Genomic DNA, 23475 nt, shown 5'->3' with positions numbered 1-23475 from the left:
AGCCACATCATCAAAAACGCCTGTGTAATGCCCAGCACAACATCAACGGATACAACTGCAGGAAGGAAGAGAAAAGCCAAATGAGAACTATTTTCAAAAATGCATTGACAGGCACAAAGATCTAATTGATAATCACTCTCAACAAAGCGAGATTGACGGCTCACTTTGTCGAAGTACGTAATTTGTTTCTCGACCCTGAAACACGTGATGCGCACGTAAACAGCACAGGTTGCAGGTGCTATGTATTAACGCCCCTTAATGCAGGATGCTTGCAACCAACTTACTATTTTACTTGCTACATTGCTCATATCGGTGACGGTAGATATGAACATAAAAAGCCCTGCTCGGGGCTTTTTTTATGCCTAAAATTTACTGCCTGATGATCCAATCACAAAAACGCAAATGAGAATTAATTTCAAATAGGTGTTGACTCCTGGAAAGATCTAATTGATAATCATTATCAACAAGGCGAGATTGACGGCTCAATTTGTTGATGTTTTAACTTGTTTTCGACCCAGAATAAGTACGTGTTGCTCACGCAAAAAAGCTTAGGTTGCAGGTGTAAAGTACCGACGCCCCTCGGTGTGGCTCACAGGCAACCAACTTACTATTTTACTTGCTACATTGCTCATATCGGTGACGGTAGATATGAAATCAAAAAGCCCTCCTCAGGGCTTTTTTTATATCCGGAATTTACCTGCCTAACACAGAAAAACCTAAATGAGAATTAATTTCAAACAGGTGTTGACACTGAGTTAAATCCAACTGATAATCATTATCAACAAAGCGAGATTGACGGCTCAATTTGTTGTAGTACTCAGTTTGTTTCTCGACTCAGAAGTACGTGTTGCTTACGCAAAAAGCTCTGGTTGCAGGTGAAAAACATTAACGCCCCTTGATGTGGCTCACAGGCAACCAACTCACATTTTACTTGCTACATTGCTCATATCGGTGACGGTAGATATGAAATCAAAAAGCCCTGCCCCGGGCTTTTTTTATACCTGATTTTTGCTTCAAGCCCACAGATTAACGACGGTTTTTACGTGCACGAGCGCGGCGCTGACGTTTTTCTTCTTCTTTGGCTGCTTTCTTCGCCTCTGCGGCCAAACGCAACTGGGCCACCATTTCTTCTTCCTCATCCCGCATTTGTGGTGTTTCCATGGTGATACGGCCAATGACGGCATCGCGCAGTTCGTTGATCAGGATCTCCGACATTTTGTGCGTATCGACCTGATTGCCACCGCGAATACAGCCACGCTTACGTCCGGCCATTTCAATAAAAGTCCAGTCGCACTCGGGCAGCTCGTCAATTTTATAGCGTGCCTGCAACAGTTGAGGGTAGGCCTGTAACAGATACTCAGCGGTATAACTGGCCACTTCCTCATAATTGATTGCAGTATCACGAATGGCGCCGGTGGCAGCCAGACGATATCCCGAGTTTTCGTTTTCTACTTTAGGCCACAACATGCCCGGGGTGTCATACAACATAATGCCGTCTTCCAGCTTAATACGCTGTTGGGCCTTAGTGACCGCCGGTTCGTTACCCGTTTTAGCCACAATTCGTCCGGCCAAAATGTTAATTAAGGTAGATTTACCGACATTGGGGATCCCCATAATCATGGCCTTTAGCTGCTTATCCTGACCCACTTTTTGCGGTGCCAGCTTCTTACACAAGGCATTGATCCGCTGTACCTCGTTGCCCTTGTCATGGCCAAATGCGAGGGTTTTGACGCCATCTTCGCGCTCAAAGTAGTCCATCCAGGCCTGAGTCTGCTCAGGGTCGGCCAGGTCAGCCTTGTTCAGAATTTTGATGACCGGCTTGTCGCCGCGCAACTGCGCCACCATGGGGTTTTCACTGCTGTAGGGTATACGGGCATCCAGCACTTCAATAATCACATCCATCTGCGGCATGATCTCTTTGATCTCATTGCGCGCCTTGTTCATATGTCCCGGAAACCACTGGATACCTGTTCTGCTCATCGTTTTCTACCTTATTAAATCTGGCTGTGTCAGACTGTAGACGCACAGAAAACATACTTTCTGCAACCCGGCCACGCGACACATGAATAACGCATAGTGTACTATAAACGTGGATATTGGGGGATCAAAGATACAGCAACAGGTTACACCAAACAGGGAGCATGTGTTTTGAAAGGAAACTGGGACAGTGCCGCGGTCAAAAGTGTCTTTTACACCGGCCTGCTGCTATTACTGGGTATTGCGGCCTTGATGTTTGGTGACTTCCCCGGTCCAATGGAAACGGTGCGCCTGTTTACCACCATCGCGCTCCTCTCATCATTTTACCTTGCTTTCTCTGTGATAGGCTGGCTCGCTATCGGGTTGCCGGTTCACTGGCTGTGTGGCCGCTATACCAATGGTCATCTTGTTTTCTACGCAACCCTGCCTGCTATACTGCTGATACTCTCGCTGACTTATAACGGACCCTGGTTACTGCCTGGCTGTGCGCTTTTGCAGGCGTGTCTGTTCCGTTACTACCTGCACCGTGGCTAGTGCAGATCAGCCTCACTTTCCCCGCACAAATTGTGTATTTACCGATATAATGTCGTTTTTGCTAAATTGGACAGGCAATGGCACTCAAATCAACTATTTTAAAGGCCAACCTCTCGCTCAGCGATATGGACCGTCATGTGTATCAGGACATCAGTGTCACGCTGGCACAACATCCATCAGAAAACGCCCAACGCGTGATGGTCAGGCTACTGGCGTTTGCACTGGAATATCAGGATGGACTCAGTTTCAGTAAAGGCTTATGTGTCGAAGATGAGCCGGATATCTGGCTAAAAAACTACAGTGACGAAATTGAGCTATGGCTCAGTGTTGGCTTACCGGAAGAAAAATGGCTGAAAAAAGCCAGCAATCGAGCCAAACAAGTGGTACTTTATACGTATGGTGAGAACAATCAGGGCCCATGGTGGCAAAAGAACCAAAACACCCTGCGCCAGTATAGCAACCTAAAAATCATCAGCCTGCCATATAGCGCCACCAGCGTGATGGCTGAAATGCTAACGCGTACAATGGCGTTAACCGTCACAGTGCAGGATGGCGAGATTTGGTTCAGTGATGAGCAACACAGCGTGCACCTGATCCCCGAAACACTACAAGGATAAGCTCACCCGGGTGCAAAAGAGGTAAAAACAATGGCAGTAACCAAAGTGGTCGTCTTACATGGATTGTATATGTCTGGATTTGTCATGCGCCCGCTGTGCGAGCGCCTGGAAAAACTTGGCTTTGACATCCTCAATCTCAGCTACAACACGCTGACACCCGACAGACACGCTATCTTTGAACAAATCGATGCTTTTGTTGCGGGCCATGATGCCGCGTTGGTCTGCCACTCTATGGGTGGTCTGGTGGCCCGGGATTACCTCACTCACAATTCGGCCGCCAGTGCGGCCATCAGCAAAGTAATCACCCTGGGGACACCACACAAAGGCAGCTATATCGCCAAACACATGCATGATCACGGCTTCGATATGCTGCTCAAAAACAGTGTCGAATACCTGCTCAGCCAACAGCAAAACTGGCCGTTTAAAGCCAAGCTCTATAGTATCGCCGGAGACTTGCCAATTGGTCTGATGCCGCTGTTGAAAAAAGGCAGCCGTTCCGATGGCACCGTGCTGCTGGACGAGACCAAATTGCAGGGCATGGCCGAGCACAAAATCTTTCGTCTCAGCCATACCACCTTAATTTATTCCCGGACGGTGCTAATTTCTTATTTAGAACAACTAAATAGCAAAATTTTTGCCTTGTTATCGACCCTATTTTCTCGCCTCAAAATAGACCACTTAATTAAGCAAATTGGTATAATCAATGATCGCCGTTGGCTGCAATTTTATAAGCCACCAATGCGATGATCCCCACAATCAGAGGAATGGGCGCAGCAATATATCCAAACGCATCTGAATTTGCATAGCTGGCACCTGCCAGGTGGCCAACCAGGCCCACAACAAAGGTCAACAGTGCTATCACCACGACAGCGATTTCGGATTTATGTTGAGAAGGGGTTTTACCTTGCATGATACGCTCCTTGGGTGCTGCACAGTATTTGTGCTCTGACACACCGAAATAATAACCTAACGGGATGGCTCAGATGCGCACTTAAATTACCCTGAAAAAATACACGCTCTGTGCCTGTTAAGTTCATTATGCGCCTCTGAATCGTGGAAATTTTGACCTGAATCAAAACGCTGCTGTAGCAAAAATACAACCCATTTTACGTTTGAGATAGATCAACTTAGCTGTCATTGTTGGGGCGCGGCGTGTCAAATTGGCAAACTTTAAGCATCCTTAACACCCGCGCTAAGCGCTTGCTGTACCTTCTTTTTTCTAACAAGGAGACACGCGTGTGGCAGCACTGTCTTCAATAATCTCGATACCGGCAATCGACTTTTCCCATTTGGCATCTGCCGCCTTTTTAGTCACACTAAGCATCAATCAGACGCATCATGTCGCGTCCTCTTTTTTAACCACAGTACAGGAGTAAACAATGAGCAACAGCATTGGATTAGACAGTCAGAAAAGTCAGGCACTGGTAGGCAGCCTCAATACCCTGTTAAGTAGTTACCAGATCCAATATATGAATGCCCGCAGTGTTCACTGGAACATCAAAGGCCGTAACTTCTTCGAGTTACACGTTAAGTTTGAAGAAATTTATAACCAGTTACTGCTTCAGGTCGATGAAATCGCAGAGCGTATCCTGACCATTGAAGGCACCCCTTTGCACGCCTTCAGCGATTATCTGGAGCACAGTCAAATCAGTGAAGCGAAAGGGATCAGTGATGGTCAGGAAGCGGTAAAACGCTTACTGGATGGCTTTACCACCTTGATTAAAATGCAGCGCAATATTCTGGAGCAGGCAGGTGATGCCAGCGATGAAGGCACCGCAGCAATGATGAGTGATTACATCAAAGAGCAGGAAAAACTGGTGTGGATGCTTAAAGCGTATCTTGCCTAACAGCCAATGATAAGTGGAGGGCACGCCCTCCATCTTAAACAAGGCGGCTCAGCTCAGCCAGGGCGTCGCATCACGATAATGCGGGTGCTGGACCAGGTAAGCGTCCGCATCCAGGTAAAATAACACTTTCACCGGCTGTGTCTGCCACAATTGTGTCAATAATTGGCGCGATACCGCATTCACCCCGATAAAATCAATTTCCTGATAACCGCGCTGGGCCACATCCGCAAAATACACCTGTAATGCAGCCAGACTGTCCGCGGTTGCCAGTTCACACTGGGTCAGATTAATCACCACACGCTGAAGCGCACCAGCAGTATAAGGCGCGATCTCAGTCAGCGCTTGTTGCTCAAACGCCCGTACTCCTTCACGATTAAATGCGCCAATCAGATTCACAAATATCACTGGCGGCACAATGTCGATCTGCCATTTTCCATGTGCTGCAAACATACCTTGCTCTCCAAACGTGTGTGTCAACATTGCGTGGTAAACCGGCTGGCAGATGCCAACCGGCGGTTGCACCAGTTAGTGCTCTAACAAGCCAATAAAGAAGGCCATTTCCAGAGCTTTTTCACGCAAACTCTTAAAGCGACCTGAAGCACCGCCGTGCCCGGCATCCATATCGGTTTTAAACAACAGTTGATTGTCATCAGTTTTTAACTCACGCAGCTTAGCCACCCACTTCATCGGCTCCCAATACTGCACCTGAGAATCATGCAGGCCAGTTGTTACCAGAATATTAGGATAGTCCCCTGCGCACAGGTTGTCATAGGGTGAGTAGGCTAAAATGGTGCGATAATCCGCCTCATCATTGGGGTTTCCCCACTCGTCATATTCATTGGTGGTCAGCGGGATGCTTTCGTCCAGCATGGTTGTCAATACATCCAAAAACGGCACATGGCATCCGATACCACGATAGAGCGCTGGCGCCTGATTCACCACGGCTCCCATCAGCAGGCCACCGGCACTGCCACCAGAGGCAAATACTTTATCCGCAGCACCGTACCCTTGTTCAACCAACGCCCGGGTTACATCTTCAAAGTCGTTAAAGCTGTTTTGTTTATGCGCTTTTTTACCTTGCTCATACCAGTGACGACCCAGCATTTCTGAACCACGAATATGCGCAATGGCATACACAAAACCACGGTTCAGCAGACTCAGCGTATTACTGGAGAAGTTCGGATCTATGGTGATCCCATAGGCACCATAGCCGTACTGCAACAAGGGGTTGGTACCATCTTTATTGAATTTGTCTTTGCGGTAGACCAGAGACACCGGCACCTCAACACCATCGCGCACAGGAATATGTAATCGCTCGGACGCATAGTGATCCGGGTTAAACTCACCCAATACACGTTGCTGCTTCTTCAGGGTCTTTTTGCCCCCTTCCAATGCAAAATCATAAATACTGCTTGGGGTAGTCAGGCTTGAATAATAGATCCGAACCACCTGAGCGTCGGGCTCAGGGTTATAGCCCAGGCCAGCGTAGAAGCAGGCATCATCAAATTTCAGCTGATAACTGTGCCCGGCATAATCGTGCACCACAAAGCGGATCTGGCCACGCTCGCGCTCTGTCACCACATAGTGGCTGTTGAACAACTCCATGCCCTCAAGCAGCACATGTTCTCGGTGTGCAATTAGCTCTTCCCACTGTTCCGGCTCTGCCAGCGTATCTTTGGTAGCACGCAACAGGCGAAAGTTTTTCGCTGCCCGGTTCGACACCAGGTAGTAATACTCGCCCAGCTTATCCAGCCCATATTCATGACCCGGCGTGCGTGCCAGCAAAGGCTCAAACTTACCCAGAGGCTCATCAGCCGACAACGCCAGAATGTCTGTGGTTTCCGTTGCCGCCAGATGAATGTAGATTTCGCTTTCATCTCGGCTCTTGCCCAGGCCCATATAGAACTGACGATCCTGTTCTTCATACACCAGCTGGTCGTCACTTTGCGGCGTACCCAGGACATGGCGGTAAACCTGATAACCCAGCAGGGTTTGCAAATCTTTACGGACATAAAACACGGTTTTACTGTCGTTGGCCCAGACCACTTCCCCTTCGGTTTCGGTCAGTACGTCACTCAGCATCTCGCCGCTTTGTAAGTCTTTAAAGCGCACAGTATAAATACGTCGGCCGTCCGTATCTTCACTGTAGGCCAGCAAATTGTCATTAGGGCTGACGGCAATATCACCCAGCTCAAAAAACTCGTAAGCCTGCGCCAGCTGATTGACATCCAGTAGTAACTGCTTGTCTGTCATGGCTTCATCGCTGCCACGATAATGACGCGAGTATTCATCGTCGCCTCTGACTTCGCTCATATACCAAAAACGCCCATCCTTAACCGGCACCGTGCTGTCATCTTTGACAATGCGACCTTTCATTTCTTCAAACAACTGGTCCTGTAGCCCTTTATGCGCCGCCATCATCGCCTCACAATAGGCGTTCTCAGCATGTAAATGGTCTAATATCTCGACGTCCTGACGTTTATCGTCACGCATCCAGTAGTAGTTGTCTGTCCTTTGATGTTGGTGATGTGTCATGGTGTGTGGCACTTTTTTAGCCACTGGCGGGGTCAGGGTTTTGGTCACTCACTTGTTCCTAATTTGTTAAAAACCGTTGTGATCCTAACATAGCAAATAAACGCCTGAGATGTCATTTAATTCACTGTGAGCCGCTGAGATTCTATCTGAAAACGAAAAAGGCCAGCGAATGCTGGCCTCTGAATAGTGAACGCGGCTTTATTTCATTACACAGACCATTTGCAACACCCTGCCCCCGCCTGTATCTGTATAAGCTGGGATACATTCGTACTCTAGATGGTGCAGATAGTCTCGAATATCCTTCTCCCGCTGCCAGTATTTTTCACTGTCGCCTCCACCAGAGCCATCACTCACGGGAACAGATACCGCGATCTTGCCACGGTTTAAGTCACGAATTGTCACATCGATCTGTTCTTCGCAATCTCCGGGGACTATCTTACATATTGAAAAGGGGATTTTCTGACCTCGCTTATTATAGGAGCTAAAGCGGTATGTCTTAAATTTACCATTCTCGTCTGCACTATCTGCCTTTAAAAAATCAGCCATAGCACCAATCGATTGTGAGCCTGTTGCCTGAGCCATTGAATGTAGGAACGTCTGCAAATAACTAGGGTGACTGGATTGTGGTTCTGGACGATATCCACCTCGCCTTTGAATATCATCATTGCCAGCTTTCAACTCTCCTTCAGAAGGTTCAATTCCCATTGGTATACACCCAGGTGTAACATCACAAGGATCAAAAGGTACATAAACATATTTATAGAATTTTTTGTATTTTAATGCTGCAACAAAATCATCCATCATTTGCATACTGAATGCATTTGAATGGCACCGAGTATGGTTGCGATCACATACAGTTGAAAAAATAATGCGCTCAAAGGGTGAGTATATATTATCTCTTTTGAGATCAACTTTGACCTCAATTCCCTGAGATTCAAAGTACAACCCTCTAAATTCCGGGTCCATCGGCATAGATGCCAATGCCGACAAAGATGAAAGCAAGGTCAGTAACGCCAGGCCAGACCTAAAAAATGTTGATTTCATAACTATCTCCTTATTTAAAACCAACGCAAATTTAACACCAAAAAAAACACCTATTCAACAATAATTAACCAAAATAGAAACACCCCCTGATTCACCACTGAGTTGCGCACATAGAAAAGGCCAGCGAATGCTGGCCTCTAAAGATTGTAACTCTGGCAGATAGTTAGCCTTGCGGCTGACTTGCCCTGCTGTTAGTAACACGACGTGCGGCTTTACCAAACGCACCGAATACCCCGCCAAATACCTTGCTGATATCAATTAAAATGATATACAGACACGGTACCAGCACTAAGGTGATTAAGGTCGCAAACAGCACCGCAAAGCCCAGTGATACCGCCATGGGGATCACAAACTTAGCCTGCAGGCTGGTCTCAAAGATGATGGGCATAACACCGGCAAAGGTCGTGATAGACGTCAGGGTAATTGCCCTGAAACGCGCACACCCGGCTTCAACCACGGCATCTTTCAGCTTCACGCCTTCTTTTCTGACCTGGTTCACATAATCGGTCATGACCAGCGAGTCATTGATCACAACCCCCGCCGCCGCAATCAGACCATAGGTCGACATCATGCTCATATCCAGACCAAAGAACCAGTGCCCCCAGATGGCACCGACCAGGCTGAACGGGATCACCGACATAATGATTAACGGCTGACCATAACTCTTCAGCGGCACCGCCAACAGAATATAGACAATAAACATACCAGCAATGAAGAACATCATTTGCTCATTGGCCTGTGCCTGATCTTCTTCGATATCACCGCCCAGTTCGGTCTTCACCTCAGGGAACTGTTCAAGCAGCTTAGGCAACAGGTTATCTTTGATGTTCTCAACCACCTGATTAGGTTCAATCACCTGCTCATCAATATTGCCGTAGATATACACAGTGCGGTAGCCATTTTCACGACGAATATAGCTCACACCCGGGCGCTCCACGAACTCAACCACATCGCCCAACATCACATCTTTGCCCTCAGGCGTTGTGATGACTGTATGCTTCAGTGATGAGAAAGCTTCCCTGTCCAGGCGCGGGTAACGCACCATCACTTTGATTTCTTCACCATCGCGGATCACGCGCTGCGCTTCACCACCATAGAAACTCATGCCTACCTGGTTAGCAATGTCTGACAGACTCAGGTTCAGGTCATATGCCACCTGCTTGAGCACCAGCTGCACTTCTTTACTTTCCGGGTCGATACTGGAACTCACATCAAACAGACCCTTTTCTTGTTGCAGCATAGAAATAAACTGGCGACCCGCAGCATTGAGCATATCGATGTCCGGACCATACAGCAGGTAACCAAATTCCCCTTGTCCTTGACCTTCATCGTTAACGTCATCAATCACGAGCAAAGACTTCACACCAGCAATGTCCGGCATGTTTTCACGCCAGCGGCGCGACAGCTCAAAGGCATCAAACGGACGGTCGTCTTCTTCTACCAATACCGCCAGCACGTTGCCTTCTGTGCGACCCTCATTCCAGACCATGATGTCTTTGATCATGCCCTGTCCATACTCCTGCTCGATCTCGTCTTCCACCTTCAACATCATGTTTTCGATGGTGGTCAGCGCTTCCAGCGTTTGCGAGTCCGAGGCGTTGTCGTTCAGGGTCAGTTTTACCATTGGGTAGTCGTGCGGTACTTTGGGCATCGCCACAAACCTGACCTGATTCGAGGTGATCAGTGATACGCTCAGTATTAGCATACCAACAAAGCCACACAGCACCGTCCAGCGCCACTGTACACAAGTTTCGATGAGGTTGCGGTAAGGCCCATTCACAAAGGCGAAGAAACGCGTATTGAACTTCGCACGCCAGCTGCCCTCACGCATCGGTGAAAACTTGGTATGGCCAATGTGTGCAGGCAGGATCCACTTAGACTCAATCAGACTGAAGGCCAGACACAGCATGACCACAACCGCAATCGATTTAAAGAATGCCGCTTCCGGGCCACTCGACAACACCATAGGGGCAAACACCGCCATGGTCGTCAACACCCCAAATGTGGCCGGAGTAGCGACCCGTTTCGCGCCAACAACCACGTTATTCACGCCAGGTCCTTTGCGCTCAATTTCGGTATAGGCGGCTTCACCGATGACAATGGCGTCATCCACCACGATCCCCAGCACCATGATAAAGGCAAACAGAGACACAATGTTCATGCTGATCCCAAATACCGGCATCATCATAATAGCGCCCAGGAAACACACAGGCAGACCCACCATAACCCAGAACGCGAGCTTAAAGCGTAAGAAAATGCTCAGCATAATGGCGACCAAAATCGCCCCCTGGAACATGTTCTTTTTCATCATGGCCAGACGGGCTTCAAGGTAGTAAGTCATGTCCACGAAGGCCGTTAACTCAACTCCTTCCGGTAGCGTTTCATTCTTCGCTTCAATGTAGGAATGGATCGTATTGGCGATCGGCACCATGTTTTGGTCATTGGTTGCTTTAACCGACAGGTAAGCCGCATTCACGCCGTTAAGTTGAAAGTAGAATTCGCCTTCAATAAAGGCGTCTTTAATGTCTGCAATATCCTGCAGCAGCACTTTAGCGCCATTTTCGCCCACTTTAACCGGGATACGGCGGAACTCGTTACCACGGTATTTCTGATTTTCGACCCGTACTGAGATCAGGCCTGAATTGGTGCGGATCTGACCGGCTGAGACATTGGTTGAATAACGACTGATCGCCATGGCCACTTCTTCCATCGACATGTTGTAACGGCGCAGCGCATCGGGGTCAACTTCAATGGCGATTTCATATTCCGGCATATTACGATCGACCAAAGAAATATTAGACAGCTGCAACAGCTCGTCTTCGACTTCTTTCGCCAACGGCTTCAGTTGTGTCAGAGGCAGATCAGCCACCAGAGCCATCTGTACAACATCCTGAGTAAACTCTATTTGTTGCACACGGATCGGTTCCATCGAGGCCGGGAAGGTTGCGATACCATCGACCCGGGATCGTACTTTGTCGGCGACGTCGGCCAGCTCTGCACTGGTGTCAATCTCCAGTTGTACACTACCGCCGTTACGGTAGGCACGATACACCGCCTTATCTATTTCCGTTACGTCCTTAAGTGCTTCTTCTACCTTTATCAGGATACTTTCTTCAATTTCCTGTGGCGAAGCGCCCGGGTAGGTCGCGTTAACCGAGATGAGATTAAGCTCAATACTCGGAAACATCTGGCGCTGGATCGTAAAGTAGCTGATGATCCCCATGATCAGGATAAATATCATCATCAGGTTCGCAGCGACCGGGTTATGGGCAAAGTAGGCTATCAGCCCCGTTTGCTTTGGTGTAGGTTGTTCACTCATTATCCGTCCCTGCCGTTATAGCTTTTCCAGGCCAGAGCCCTGTGCATTGGATTCGTCTGCACCCGCAACTTTCACCGCCATACCACGTTGTGGATACTCAGGTAAGGTGACAACCACCTTGTCGCTGTTGTTCAGTCCGGCACCCACCAGGAAGTATTCACCTTCCTCTCGGACCACCTGTACCTCACGAGGCTCAAGCTCAGCATTGTCATTGATCAACCAGACCGTCTGATTATTGACCAGCTCTTGCGGCAAACGATAAATTTGTTTGAGCGTTTTACCTAAAAAGCTCACCTGCACATAAGTACCAAACTTCACTTTCGGCTTGTCACTGTTCAGGCCATATGGATCTTCGATACGCACGACCAGATTGCTCATGCGTGTTTGCGTATCAACCGTGCCCAGGTCACGATGGATCTGCGCTTCGCGGGTAAAGCTGTTCACGCCTTTGTTAAACACAGTCGCTTTGGTACCACCCACGGTTTCAGGTAAAAACACTGAATCGAACCCAGCGATGGGGATCACCACTTCAGCCTGCTCAATGTTATTAAGCTGGGCAACGACACTGCCCGTTGACACAAACTGACCCAGGCCCACGTCACGAGACACAATCAAACCGTTGAATGGCGCAACCACATCACAATTATCCAGATCACGCTGAGCACGCATTAATGCAGCCTTAGCGGATTTAACCGCAGCCTTGGCACTCATCACCTGAGGTTTACGCAAAAACAGGTCGGTGTGTTTTTTGTTTGGAAAACGTTTGGCTTCATCTGCTGCCACGTCTGCTTGTGCCTGCTCTTCGATCAAGGCTGCTTCAGCACTGGCCAGCTGAGCTTCGGCCTGTAAAACCGCCGCTTCGTAATTGTCTTTTTCTATGCTGAGCAAAATATCGCCCTTCGCAACCACGCCGCCGGCCAAAAAGCTGGGATGCCAGTAAACGACTTCGCCAGCTACCTGAACAGACAACTGAGTTGTTTCAAGCGGTGTGACTTCACCATAGCTCTGAATAAGAACCTGATGATCCTGTGCCTGAACGGATTCGACCTGTACCACAGGACGTGTGTCCACGACCTGTTTATCTTCCTCACCCTTTGCGACCGCGTTGATGGCTGAAAAGCCTGCCACCCCAAGGCCCAACGCCACAACGGGAAAGATCCATTTTAGTGCTTGTGCTTTCATGACTTTACCTATTGATATTTTCCTACCGCCTATCTTACCAATATAGAGACGTTCAATAACGTGACATTTGTAAGAATCTGTTACTGATTTAGCAAAAATCTTTCAGCCGGCTTTTAGTATGGTAATAGTCCAGCAATAAAACCATTAAAAACATAAAGGTAACAGCCATTAAAAAGCTGATTACCAGGCCCAGCAACGCCGTTTTAAACACCCAGCACAGCACAGTAAGTAACAACAATGCCACAAAAGCAACTGGTAAGACCTGACAAAACCGTTTGATCAATTGCTCTTTTAGCAACGTGTCCGCCTTGGCACCCACCTGCCACTTGATGTGCCACACAGGTGCAGACAACAGCGCCAGGTAGCCCAACACCCCATATAAGCCTGCACCGACCAGCAGCAACATCAACAGACTCAGGGTGATACCCGTATAGGCACTGAGCCGGGCTGATTTACTCAGCGCAGCAGCACGCGCCGTCATACTGGTTAACTGAAATACACTTTGCGTAGTATCTTGTACGCGCAGCAGGGCATTCAGATCAGATTTTGCGAGCGACTGCCCCGGCTGCAGCCGGATAATCAGATTACTGACAAAAAAGTTGTGTGGCAGATACACTATGTCCGGCGTCCCCAGTGTCGGTGAATAAATATCTTCAACAATGGCTTGTAATCTGACCGGACGCTGATTACGAGAATACAAAGTGGTGCCGACATCTTGCAGCGTCAAACCTAGCTTACCTGCCAGACTTTGGTTAATAATCACCACCTCAGCTGGAGCATCCAGCGTCAGTTGTTCCGCACTAAACGCCTGACCTGCCAGCACACGTTGGCCAACGGTGGCAAAGTAACCCACGCCACTCCATTGCCCAAAAGCGGTCAGTTGCCGGGCACTGTCTGGCACTGTGCTGATTGGCTCGACCCACGACATTTCCAGAGGATCATTGGCAGCCAGACTGACCGCGGCTATCTGGGGCTGAGCCAGCAAGGTTGCAATATTGGCTTCACTGAGCTGACGTCGTGCCCGGGCTTTTTGTTCACCGCGCTCAAAGTCCAGTTGCTGCATCTGCACCTGAATTAAGCCCTTGTCATCAAACCCCTGTGCTTTACCTAATTGTGCACCGTAATGACTTAACAGCCAGATGCTAAAACACAGCACCACGATGCCTATCGTCAATTGTGCATTGATCAGTAATTGACTGAGCCAGCCCGGTAATTGCTTTACCTGACCTTTACCTGAGCCACTGAGTTGCTGCCTGAGCCCACGTAAGTCAACAAAGGTAAAGACACTGCGAGCAAACCCCCAGGCCAGTAATAACGCCACAAACCACATCCCCAGGTAAGCAGGCCAGGACAATTGCAGCCAGGTAATGCTGCCCAGAATATCCTCCCCCCAATATTGCACCAGCGCCATCAAGCCCGGTGCCAGCCCCGTTGCTACCAGAGCCGCCAGTGCAAACAGCGCAACGGCATGGCACAACACCTGACGAAACAATCGGGACTGACGCGCCCCCAGTGCCAGATGTAACGCCAGCTGAGACTGGCGGCTTTTAAAATCCAATAAATAAAGTGCAAACAAATTGCACAGGGTCACCACGATTACGCCCAATGCAGCGCCAACCAGCCATTGCCCCATATCCTGTAGCGCCCCTTTGAGTTTAGTGTCGAGCGGGCGCAGTGTCAGATGGAGGGTTGTTTCACCAAATCCATATTGCTGTGTCAATGCATTGATGCGGGCACTCAGCTGCATGGTTTCTGAATGTAATACCCTGGAGGCCTGAGGTAAGGTCCTGCCGACCAACAGTACATTATTACGGATCGCCATATCGGCAAACGGGGTCATGTCGGTCGCGGTGTGACTAAAAAAGGGTAAAAAGACATCACTATACTGTGCAGCCCGAAACAGCTCCGGCTCCCGGCTGTCCTCGGCCAGAATGCCCACCACCTGAAAACGCCGATCATCGAGCTGGATCACCTGCCCGCTGGCCTCCTGGCCCGGCAAATAACGGTGGGCAAAACGCGCACTGACAACGGCCTGAGCAGCACTTTGCGCTTGCTGCCCTTGTAAAGACGACGCAGCAAAATAATCGCCACTTTGCAGTGACATATTAAACAAGGAAAAATAACCGGGCTCGACCAGTGCCGTCGCAATTTTAGGCTGTTCGGGATGATCCACATACAACATATCCGTGTAATAAAGTGGTGTGGCCAGCTCGAATAACCCAGGCGTTTGATGCAAATGCCAGGCAGCGGGAACAGACAGCGATTCGCTGAGGGTCACTTCACCCTGCTCATTGCGCAACTCACCATCTACCCAGGCAAGCTGCTCTGGTGCGTCATAAGGCAATGGACCATGTGCCTGCCAGGCAATCACGCCGGCGACCAACAAGGCCGCCATGGCGCTGGACAACAACACAATAAAAAACACCGTCATACGCCAACGGGTATGCAACGCCTTCAGCGCGTCCTGAATATCTAACCACATTTTATAGCATTCCTTCAGGCAATCGCACTGCGTGCAGTGCGATGAGTGTGGCTGCCGCCAACAATTTCACCATCGAGAAGACGGATCTGCCTCGCTGCCATGTCGGCATACCTGGGGTCATGCGTCACCATACAAATGGTCGTCCCTTGTTGATGCAGCTGCGCGATCAATTGCATCACCGCGTCACCACTTTTAGAGTCGAGGTTACCTGTGGGTTCATCCACCAGTAAAATGCTGGGGTGTGCCACCAAGGCCCGGGCAATGGCAACCCGTTGCTGCTGCCCACCAGAGAGCTGATCTGGCTTGTGCCCGGCACGATGCGACAACCCTACCTTGTCGAGACAGCTTTGTACGCGACTGTGCACCTCTGCACGTGATAATCGGGTCTCGCTATAACGCAGCGGCAATGCCACATTATTAAATACCGACAACTCATCAATCAGATTAAAAGACTGGAAAATAAACCCGATGTGGCGGTTTCTTAATTCTGCTCGCTGATCGGCGGTCAGGCTGCCAACTTCAATCCCCTGAATAAGGTATTGCCCACTGCTAGCTTCATCCAGCAAGCCCATAATAGACAACAAAGTGGATTTACCACATCCGGACGGGCCAGAGATGGAAACAAACTCGCCTTGCTCTATGGTCAGGCTCACCTGACGCAAAGCATGTGTTTGCAGTGCTTCGGTTTCGAATACCTTGCTGATGTCCTGCATTGTTATTATCTGTGTCATACTATCCCCGCTGACAAACCGACACCCCATTGTGCCATAGTTGTCCTTTAAACCTTTAATTCAGTGCAACCTGCACGCCCTGTTGTGCCAGGTTACTCAAATCAGAAATAATCCAGCGTTGGTTTTTTTCGGCGCCCTGCTCTATCACCACATAGCGACCAGCCAGCGCGCCAAATTGCACCGTCTTCAACTCAGTGGTGCCGTCTTCACGCAGACGATACAACTGCACTGTCTGCTGTTCACGCACATTGGCCGGACGACGAATATATAAAGCCTGATCCAGCTCAGCCACGGTGATACTGGCGTCAATACTGAGCATAGGTCGGGCCGCTTTGGGAAGCGTCTGAGGGAGCGCAACTTCCACTTTCACGCTGTTTTCTGCCACCACAGGATCAATCCGCCCCACGGTGCCTGTGACCTGTTGCTCACGGATCCGCACGGTCACCGTCTGCCCCGGCAGCACTTTTTGCACCTGCGACTGCGGCACGCGCAGCTCAGCCAACAGCTGCGTCTGGCTGCCGATCAATGCGGTTTCGTCGCCCACTGTCAGGCGTTGGCCCACCGCCAGTGGCATACGCTCCAAAATACCCGCAACGGGGGCCGTGATAGTCAATGCAGCTAACCTAGCACGGCTGCGCGCCAGCTCCTGGCGCCGGATAACAATACGCTGCGATGCCAGCTGCTGCGCACTGGCATGGAGCTTTTTTAGCTGTTCCAGACGCTGTCGTGCGCTCTGCATTTGACGGACCAGATTGGCAACACGGGACTGAGTCTGAGCAAATGCCAGGTGTGAAATGATCCCTTTTTCAGCCAGCCCCTGCTCAGCCTGCTGCCGTAATTGGGCAGTTGCCAGATCTCCGGTTAATTTATCCAGTGCCGTTTGCTCACTAAGAAACTCCCGCTGCTGATTCAGTGTAAGCTGTTGCAGTGCCATCTCACTGCTTTGCAAAGCCTGTTGTGCCTGCGCAACCGCCAGTGACAGGTCCGGATTATCGAGCGTCGCAATGACCTCTCCGACGGATACAGACGCGCCTGCTTTAAGGTGGATCTGTTTCACCACCGCATCACTGTCGGCAGTGATCAAGTGTTGCTCCGCACTGCGCAGCACGCCAAAGCTGTCCACACCAATCAATAGAGGCCCATTTTCGACAGTTGCAATCAGCACTTCATGCCGTCCCAGCCGGGTGATCTGATCGCTGGGGCCAGCCAGCCAGACACTCACACCAAAAGCACAGGCGACCAGCCCCCACATCCAGCGACGCCAGCGCTTGGTGGGTTCAGGCGGTTTAATTACATCCATTCTCAGCTCCGTAAACATTATCTCTGTCACCCTCAGAGCCAGTTTCGTGCCAAACTTTTATAACTTAAAAATCATACAGTTAGATAAATCACACTGCCAATTTCGGCGAAAGCGGACGCGTTGTCCGGAATTGGAACGGGGGTAAAGAGGGTCATGACAGACGGCAAAAGCGGTTGCTTCATTTCGCTGCCACAGTCGGGCAAGAAAAAGGGGGAAGTCGCAGACTTCCCCCTTACTCGGGACGGATCCTATTACGGACCTCAAGTAATTAATATGTGCTTTGTAAAAGCACTGTCAGTGTTATTGCAAGTCGTACACGCTCTTACTGCGGTTGTTCAGCCAGGCTTCAAAGGTGTCTTCGTCAACCAGATCAGCAATACGACCTTTAAACTCACTGTAGCCTTTCTCATTGTAGAACTGCTTCAGTCTCAGCACTTCTTCGTGACGTGATGACATGCCACTGCCCGCTTTACGGACTGCGCGATCAAAGTAGCCTGATCTATGCTTGGCACTGCTCACGTAGCCACTGATATCACGGTCATTCCACTCGTTATAGATTAAGTCGTTACCACTGCCACCGGTACCTGACGGGATCTCATCACCGCGTACGAAGAGAATATCGCCGCCACCGCCGCCATACAGACCAATATCTGAGTGAGTCGAAATTGCCGCTAAGAAGTCTTTGCTGCCGCCGCCGCTGAGTTCACAATGGCCGCGTTCACAGACCAGAATGTCCTGACCACTACCACCCCAGGATTTGGCACGATTGCCCCATGAGCCGCCACCGGAATCGACAATAATATCAGCGCCTGAGTTGCCAGACAGGCGGTCTCTGTTACCATCATTACCAAAGATGATGTCTTCACCGTCACCACCTGAGATGTCATCGCCATCCCGGTTGCCGAACAGCACATCGTTACCGTTCTCGCCTTTGATGTCGTCTGCGCCGTCATTATTGTAGCCACTGATGCGCACGCGATGTACCACACCGTCGTGATCAGTCTCTATCTCAGAGCCACCGGCCACCCAGTCGTTACCATCGCCTGCGCGGATCTTGTCTTTACCGTCACCGCCAAAGATCAGGTCATTACCCCGACCCGTCTGGATGGTGTCATTACCATTGAGGCCATACACTGTCATATCACGACCCACACCGCTTGCCGCCAGGACATCGTTGCCATTCGATAGCTGCACCTCAACTTCTTCTACGGCGTTGCTGAAGGCACAGTGTTGATAGCCAGCTGAGTAAGCAAACACATATTCATCGTGCTCTTCAACAAACAGAGTCAGATTGCTGTCCAGCGCACGCAGTTTCCACACCCCATTGCTCAGCTCGCTGTCAAAGCTACCAGTCTGAATATGACAACGCTCATAGGCTGTCGTCAGGCTGGCTGGTACATCGCCCACTGGCGTACAGGTGTATTGCTCAATACCACTGATATTGCTCTGGATACTGCCAGTTGACCCTTCGGTCAGACAGTCCATGCCCGTGCCACCATCTACTTTCTCATAATCGCCATAAGTGTAAATGATGTCGTCGCCTTTACCGGCATACACGTAATCCACTTTATTACCGGTTAGGATGGTGTCATTACCATCACCGCCGTACACCAGTTGATGCCAGTTCAGCGCCGTACCGTCGTATTCTTCACCGCTATCGGCCAGGTTTACCTGAAAGCCGTTGTGGTTGCTCACATCAAAGGTTTCACAGCTGCCTGCGTAATACACAGTGACCAAGGCATCGTCCCCTTCGGCCGTCAGCTTTTCACCACTCACACTCGGTGACACCGACAGGTAATTCATGTACGGGTTTAAAGAGTTATCATCGGCAACGGCAATCTTTGCACGGTCCAGGCCTTCACAACTGGCCGGCGCATAGTTAGCACAACTGGTTGATTCAACATTTTCGAATCGGCTCTGGATCGTGCCTTCATCCCCTTCTTCAACACAGTCCGCACCGGCACCACCGTCCACGCGCTCATAGTCTCTAAAAGTATAGATCTGGTCATTACCGCCGTTTCCGTACACATAATCGACTTTATTGCCGGTGAGAATGGTGTCGTTCCCTTCACCACCATAAACCTGCTGATGAAAGTCCAGATTCGCACCATTGTAATATTCACCGCTGTCCGGCAGGTTCACGTGCAGCCCGTTATAGCTACTGCCGTTAAGCACTTCACAGCGGCCACCGTACGAGACCACAATCGAATTCTGGGTTCCCCTCACGGTCAGCGCGGTGTCAGCCAGCTTAGGGCTCAATGCCAGATAAACCATATATTGATTTTCAACATGCTCACCGATGTCTATCTGGGTCCGATCCAGGCCATTACAGTAGGCGCCTGGTGCAGCCAGCCGCGTGGCAAGCGCGTTGTTGGGCAGCAAGGTCAGCGAAAGTGCCGCTGCCAGGAGTGCCTTTTGATAAACCACCATGTTAGTCTCCATGAGTTAAGTAAAGATTTGCGCAAAGAAATCTTGATCATGGAATTTATAAGCCACAATTGTGCAATTACTATGGACTCAGACTGGGTAAAAAGGATGAGTTTCTCGAACCACAAAACTGGTCAGAGCACTGAAACAGATGACTTTTTTATCTCAACCAGGCTGTACTGCTCTTCTCCGAGTTGAATATAGCGCTGGCCCGCATGCAAAAAATGCGTCATTTACTCCCCATTTTATCCGCAAAATACGCTGTTGAAAAAACGTCATAAAGTAAATCATAACGTCATGGGTAACACCCGTTTACATATTCACAGGTACTGGCCATGAATCCATTCATAAAGTGCATCAGAGCCGGAGAGTAGCAACATCAATTAAAAACCCCTTACAACTCATGATTTTTACCTAAATCAATGTAACTAAAACAAACTTTTAGAGCGGAACCTAATTAGTAATCAGGTACAAAGCAGTACATTGATACTTTACATTTTTTAAACAGCTGTTAAATTACCCCCCGTATAATAATAAGAAACAAAATGTAACTTCACTGTTTTAATATTCATATACGGATGTACAATGAATTCACGTCAACGATTGAACTGGCTAAACAGCGCCCGAAGGGACATTCAGGCGTCACTGCGTAGTTTGCGAATACAACAAAAAATGTCGCAAGCCGAGCTGGCCAAGAAAATGTCCGTCCCGGTTGATCAGTCCACCATCTCCAATTGGGAAAGTGGTAAAACCATCATGGATCTGGAGCAATTGCTGGATATCCTGATGATCTTTGGTAAAGACTGGAAAAGCTTTTTTGGCTTTTTGGCCGATAACGCAGAAAAAAGAACAATTAAAAAGCCTCAACAGAAAGAACCACCTATGGAACCAAACGCAGAAGACAAGGGAGAAGACTGATGCATGTTGTTGAATACCCAGTCGTTATAGCTATTGTAGTGGGGCTAGTTCTTACTTGGAAACTTCACAACGCTAGATGGTTTTTCATCCTGCTCGGAATACTAACAACAGTTGATATAGTTTCAGATCCAATAGTCAAGCAATGGACTCGACACTACTATTTGTGGTGTATATTTCTAAACTTTTTTTATCTAATGGCCATACTGTCGAGGGGTGTAATTGCCGAGAAGCTACACCGTGCGACAAAGCTTAGATTTTTTGAATTGGCTAGAGAAAAGTATAACTTAACAATCCCAGAATGTGTTCTTTGTGTGCTTTCATTTGTTTCAATCCTATTAAATGTCTCAATTTGGATAGAAATCCAGCTTTATTACTATGATATTTTAAGCTATCCGTTCATATATTATCATTTGTGGACACCAGTACAGTACACCTTACATACTCTGGCTGTCTTGGCTCTAATCTCATACATTGTAAGTGTAAAAAAATCATACGGAGTACCTGTAAATGAAGAAAGTAGAACATAACTTGTTAAATAAAATAATGGGGGGTGCTGTCGTCGGCGGGGGAAGTACACCGAACTTGCCAAAAAGTGCTCCAATAGACCCTGTAAAGGTTAAAAACAAAACAACAACGAGCGATGGTTAGATTAGTGGCAGATTTGTTGATTACTGTAACAACATCAACTCAGGCGTTAAAATAAGCCTGTGCGCTTTTTGCTGCCCTGAATTATGAATTGATTCATAACAGGGGAATGCATCTAAGACAGCCCGGCGTGGCTCTTAAGTCACGCCAGCATCAACGCTCTGTAGCAATTACAGAGTAGCTTTTTAAGGCTTGTCATCACGCTGCTCCTGTATTCATTACGGGCGACCATTTACGGTGCCCAAAGAGCTGCAACCTTTTCAAATACGGGATAGCGGCTTAAACGCTTGCATGCGTATATTATCCAGCCACCCAAACCACAAACTCGTTGGCAGATCATTAGGATAGGTGTAGAGTCAAAGCACAATAATAACAAAAACCGCGACCAAGCGGATACGCACAATGCATGTCTAAGGAGTATGACAATGCCTGCTCGCCTGTGGCTATTAAGCCTGTTCACTGTGCTGCTGAGCGCCTGTGCCAGCCCACAAAAACGTCCCACAACACCGCCACCACGGCCGGACATGCCATTTAACCATGCCCTGTTTAACCCGGTGGCGGTACTCGATGAGCAATCAATTTTTACCCTGCCGGAACAAGAGCAACAAGCCTTTCTGACCTACTATCAAAAACATATTTTAGCGGGAATGCGCGGCGACCGGATCATTTTTGAATACCTGCACGATCAGCTGGAAGAGTTCCACTATCGGGGCGAAACCTACAGCGCCACAGAATCGTTACAATACGGTGGTGGCAACTGTATTTCACTCGCCGTACTGACTCAGGCCTATGCCTTTGTAGCAGGTATAGACACCCGATATCACAAAGTGGCCTCGGCCCCGGTATATCAGCAAGTCGCCGATACCATACTGATCTCGTCACACTTTAAAACCAAGTTGCTGGCACCTGAGCAGCAGGAACAAGAAGACTGGATCACACTGATACGCCCAGGCACCGTCATTGACTACTTCCCGGCGCAGGATGCCATATTTGTGGCGTCAGCCCGGTACAAAGATCTGGTCGCCAAGTTTTACGCTAACCTGGCCGTGAAAGCCATGCTGGCAGATGAGTTTGACCTCAGTGCCGCCCGAATTCTGCGCGCCCGCAGTTATGCTCCTGACGACCCGGAGCTGATCAATATCGCTGCCGTACTGCACCGTCGGGCCGGCGATCTGAAAGGCGCTGAAACCATTTATCAATATGCCGACCAACATCGCCTGATCAGCCATAATCTGCTGTCAAATTACCTGGTCTTAGCGAAAGAGCAACAGGCAACAGCGCTGGCTGCACGCCTTGAGCAACAGCTCGAAGATGATGCCAAAACCCCGTTCGACTTTTTGATGAATGCACGCAGTGCCATTGCCAAAGGCCAGCTAAAAAAAGCCTCCCGCCTGCTGGTTAACGTGGTAAAGGAAACCCCTTACCTGCCTGAACCGTATTTTGAGCTGGCCAAGATCAGTTACCTGCAGGGCGACCATGATACAGCCCGTCAGCTGCTTGAGCAGGCAATAGAGAAAACCTCAGATCCAGAAAAAAGCCGGGTGTTCACCGCCAAACACAGCATGTTGCAGTCACTCACAGAGCAATGACAGTGCCGATGAGCTGGCTGCGTACGCAGCCAGTGCGACTCCTCAACGCACAACGTCATGCCCAACTCTGAGTAAGGGTTTGCCCGCGATCAATTATTACCTCACCATTACAGCTGCTTGGCCCTGCATTAACGAACATGTAAAGTCTCCGTTAACATTAATGTCAGGCGTTCTGATCCCCAAGACGATTTGACGTAATTTCTTCTAAAACAAAGAAAGATCTTTGATATTTGCTGATTTTCTCTGAAAAACACACCTTTAGCCCGCAAAGCAGGAATAAAATACAGAGAAAACACTGTAAAAATAAAAATTTTTTACCCAAAACACG

At 49.1% G+C, this 23475-nt stretch carries 17 protein-coding genes and 1 pseudogene; 7 read left to right on the top strand and 11 right to left on the bottom strand.

All coding sequences use genetic code 11. The features are described from left to right. Positions 1–1026: 1026 nt before the first annotated feature. Positions 1027–1980, bottom strand: coding sequence for a ribosome biogenesis GTPase YlqF (gene ylqF, locus MHN31_RS21740; protein WP_058796685.1), 954 nt, complete (start codon positions 1978–1980; stop codon positions 1027–1029). Between the two features lie 168 nt (positions 1981–2148). Here ylqF and MHN31_RS21735 point away from each other — a divergent pair, with 168 nt between their 5' ends. The 3 genes and pseudogenes from MHN31_RS21735 to MHN31_RS21725 form a co-directional block, all read left to right on the top strand. After that, a complete protein-coding gene (locus MHN31_RS21735; protein WP_239445310.1) occupies positions 2149–2511 on the top strand; it encodes a hypothetical protein in 363 nt (120 codons plus the stop codon). Positions 2512–2588: 77 nt separating this feature from the next. Then, positions 2589–3128, top strand: coding sequence for a YaeQ family protein (locus MHN31_RS21730; RefSeq protein ID WP_010384996.1), 540 nt, complete (start codon positions 2589–2591; stop codon positions 3126–3128). Between the two features lie 30 nt (positions 3129–3158). Further along, positions 3159–3752 (top strand): annotated as a pseudogene (locus tag MHN31_RS21725) (alpha/beta hydrolase); the annotation flags it as partial. Between the two features lie 76 nt (positions 3753–3828). Here MHN31_RS21725 and MHN31_RS21720 read toward each other — a convergent pair. After that, positions 3829–4038, bottom strand: a complete 210-nt coding sequence (locus MHN31_RS21720; protein ID WP_010384994.1) for a hypothetical protein — start codon at positions 4036–4038, stop codon at positions 3829–3831. 469 nt (positions 4039–4507) lie between these two features. Here MHN31_RS21720 and MHN31_RS21715 point away from each other — a divergent pair, with 469 nt between their 5' ends. Continuing rightward, positions 4508–4975: a Dps family protein gene (locus tag MHN31_RS21715; protein ID WP_125560981.1), complete on the top strand. Its 468-nt coding sequence runs from the start codon at positions 4508–4510 to the stop codon at positions 4973–4975. Positions 4976–5023: 48 nt separating this feature from the next. On the opposite strand, the gene MHN31_RS21710 is transcribed toward MHN31_RS21715, so the two are convergent. From MHN31_RS21710 to MHN31_RS21670, 9 genes are all read right to left on the bottom strand, one after another. Then, positions 5024–5425 (bottom strand): hypothetical protein, encoded by a 402-nt coding sequence (locus tag MHN31_RS21710; protein WP_194868057.1) that lies wholly within the window; start codon positions 5423–5425, stop codon positions 5024–5026. A gap of 75 nt (positions 5426–5500) precedes the next feature. Further along, on the bottom strand, positions 5501–7558 hold the full coding sequence (locus tag MHN31_RS21705) for a S9 family peptidase (protein ID WP_343224712.1): 2058 nt from the start codon (positions 7556–7558) through the stop codon (positions 5501–5503). A 150-nt stretch (positions 7559–7708) separates the two neighbouring features. Beyond that, entirely contained in the window at positions 7709–8554 is an 846-nt protein-coding gene (locus MHN31_RS21700) for a hypothetical protein (RefSeq protein ID WP_239445309.1), read from the bottom strand. Between the two features lie 163 nt (positions 8555–8717). Beyond that, entirely contained in the window at positions 8718–11873 is a 3156-nt protein-coding gene (locus MHN31_RS21695) for an efflux RND transporter permease subunit (protein WP_239445308.1), read from the bottom strand. A 15-nt stretch (positions 11874–11888) separates the two neighbouring features. After that, positions 11889–13055, bottom strand: a complete 1167-nt coding sequence (locus tag MHN31_RS21690) for an efflux RND transporter periplasmic adaptor subunit (protein WP_239445307.1) — start codon at positions 13053–13055, stop codon at positions 11889–11891. A gap of 88 nt (positions 13056–13143) precedes the next feature. Then, positions 13144–15537 carry an ABC transporter permease gene (locus MHN31_RS21685; protein WP_239445306.1) on the bottom strand — a complete coding sequence of 798 codons (2394 nt, stop codon included), beginning with the start codon at positions 15535–15537 and terminating at the stop codon, positions 13144–13146. A gap of 14 nt (positions 15538–15551) precedes the next feature. Continuing rightward, the gene (locus MHN31_RS21680; protein ID WP_239445305.1) at positions 15552–16268 is read right to left on the bottom strand and encodes an ABC transporter ATP-binding protein; all 717 of its coding nucleotides are present in this window, start codon (positions 16266–16268) and stop codon (positions 15552–15554) included. Between the two features lie 55 nt (positions 16269–16323). Next, a complete protein-coding gene (locus tag MHN31_RS21675) occupies positions 16324–17568 on the bottom strand; it encodes an HlyD family efflux transporter periplasmic adaptor subunit (RefSeq protein WP_239445304.1) in 1245 nt (414 codons plus the stop codon). Between the two features lie 300 nt (positions 17569–17868). Then, positions 17869–19998, bottom strand: coding sequence for a calcium-binding protein (locus MHN31_RS21670; RefSeq protein WP_239445303.1), 2130 nt, complete (start codon positions 19996–19998; stop codon positions 17869–17871). 582 nt (positions 19999–20580) lie between these two features. Between MHN31_RS21670 and MHN31_RS21665 the strand changes: the two genes are divergently transcribed. The 3 genes from MHN31_RS21665 (at position 20581) to MHN31_RS21655 (ending at position 23147) form a co-directional block, all read left to right on the top strand. Further along, a complete protein-coding gene (locus MHN31_RS21665) occupies positions 20581–20913 on the top strand; it encodes a helix-turn-helix transcriptional regulator (RefSeq protein ID WP_239445302.1) in 333 nt (110 codons plus the stop codon). Positions 20914–21420: 507 nt separating this feature from the next. Further along, positions 21421–21561, top strand: coding sequence for a hypothetical protein (locus MHN31_RS21660; protein ID WP_194868064.1), 141 nt, complete (start codon positions 21421–21423; stop codon positions 21559–21561). 422 nt (positions 21562–21983) lie between these two features. Then, entirely contained in the window at positions 21984–23147 is a 1164-nt protein-coding gene (locus tag MHN31_RS21655; protein WP_239445301.1) for a tetratricopeptide repeat protein, read from the top strand. Positions 23148–23475 lie beyond the last annotated feature (328 nt).

Origin of the sequence: Pseudoalteromonas sp. McH1-42 (genome assembly GCF_022347845.1) — a bacterium.
Lineage (GTDB): Bacteria > Pseudomonadota > Gammaproteobacteria > Enterobacterales > Alteromonadaceae > Pseudoalteromonas > Pseudoalteromonas rubra_D.
The sequence above is the reverse complement of the archived record's forward strand: the minus strand, read 5'-3'. Positions and strand labels throughout refer to the sequence as shown.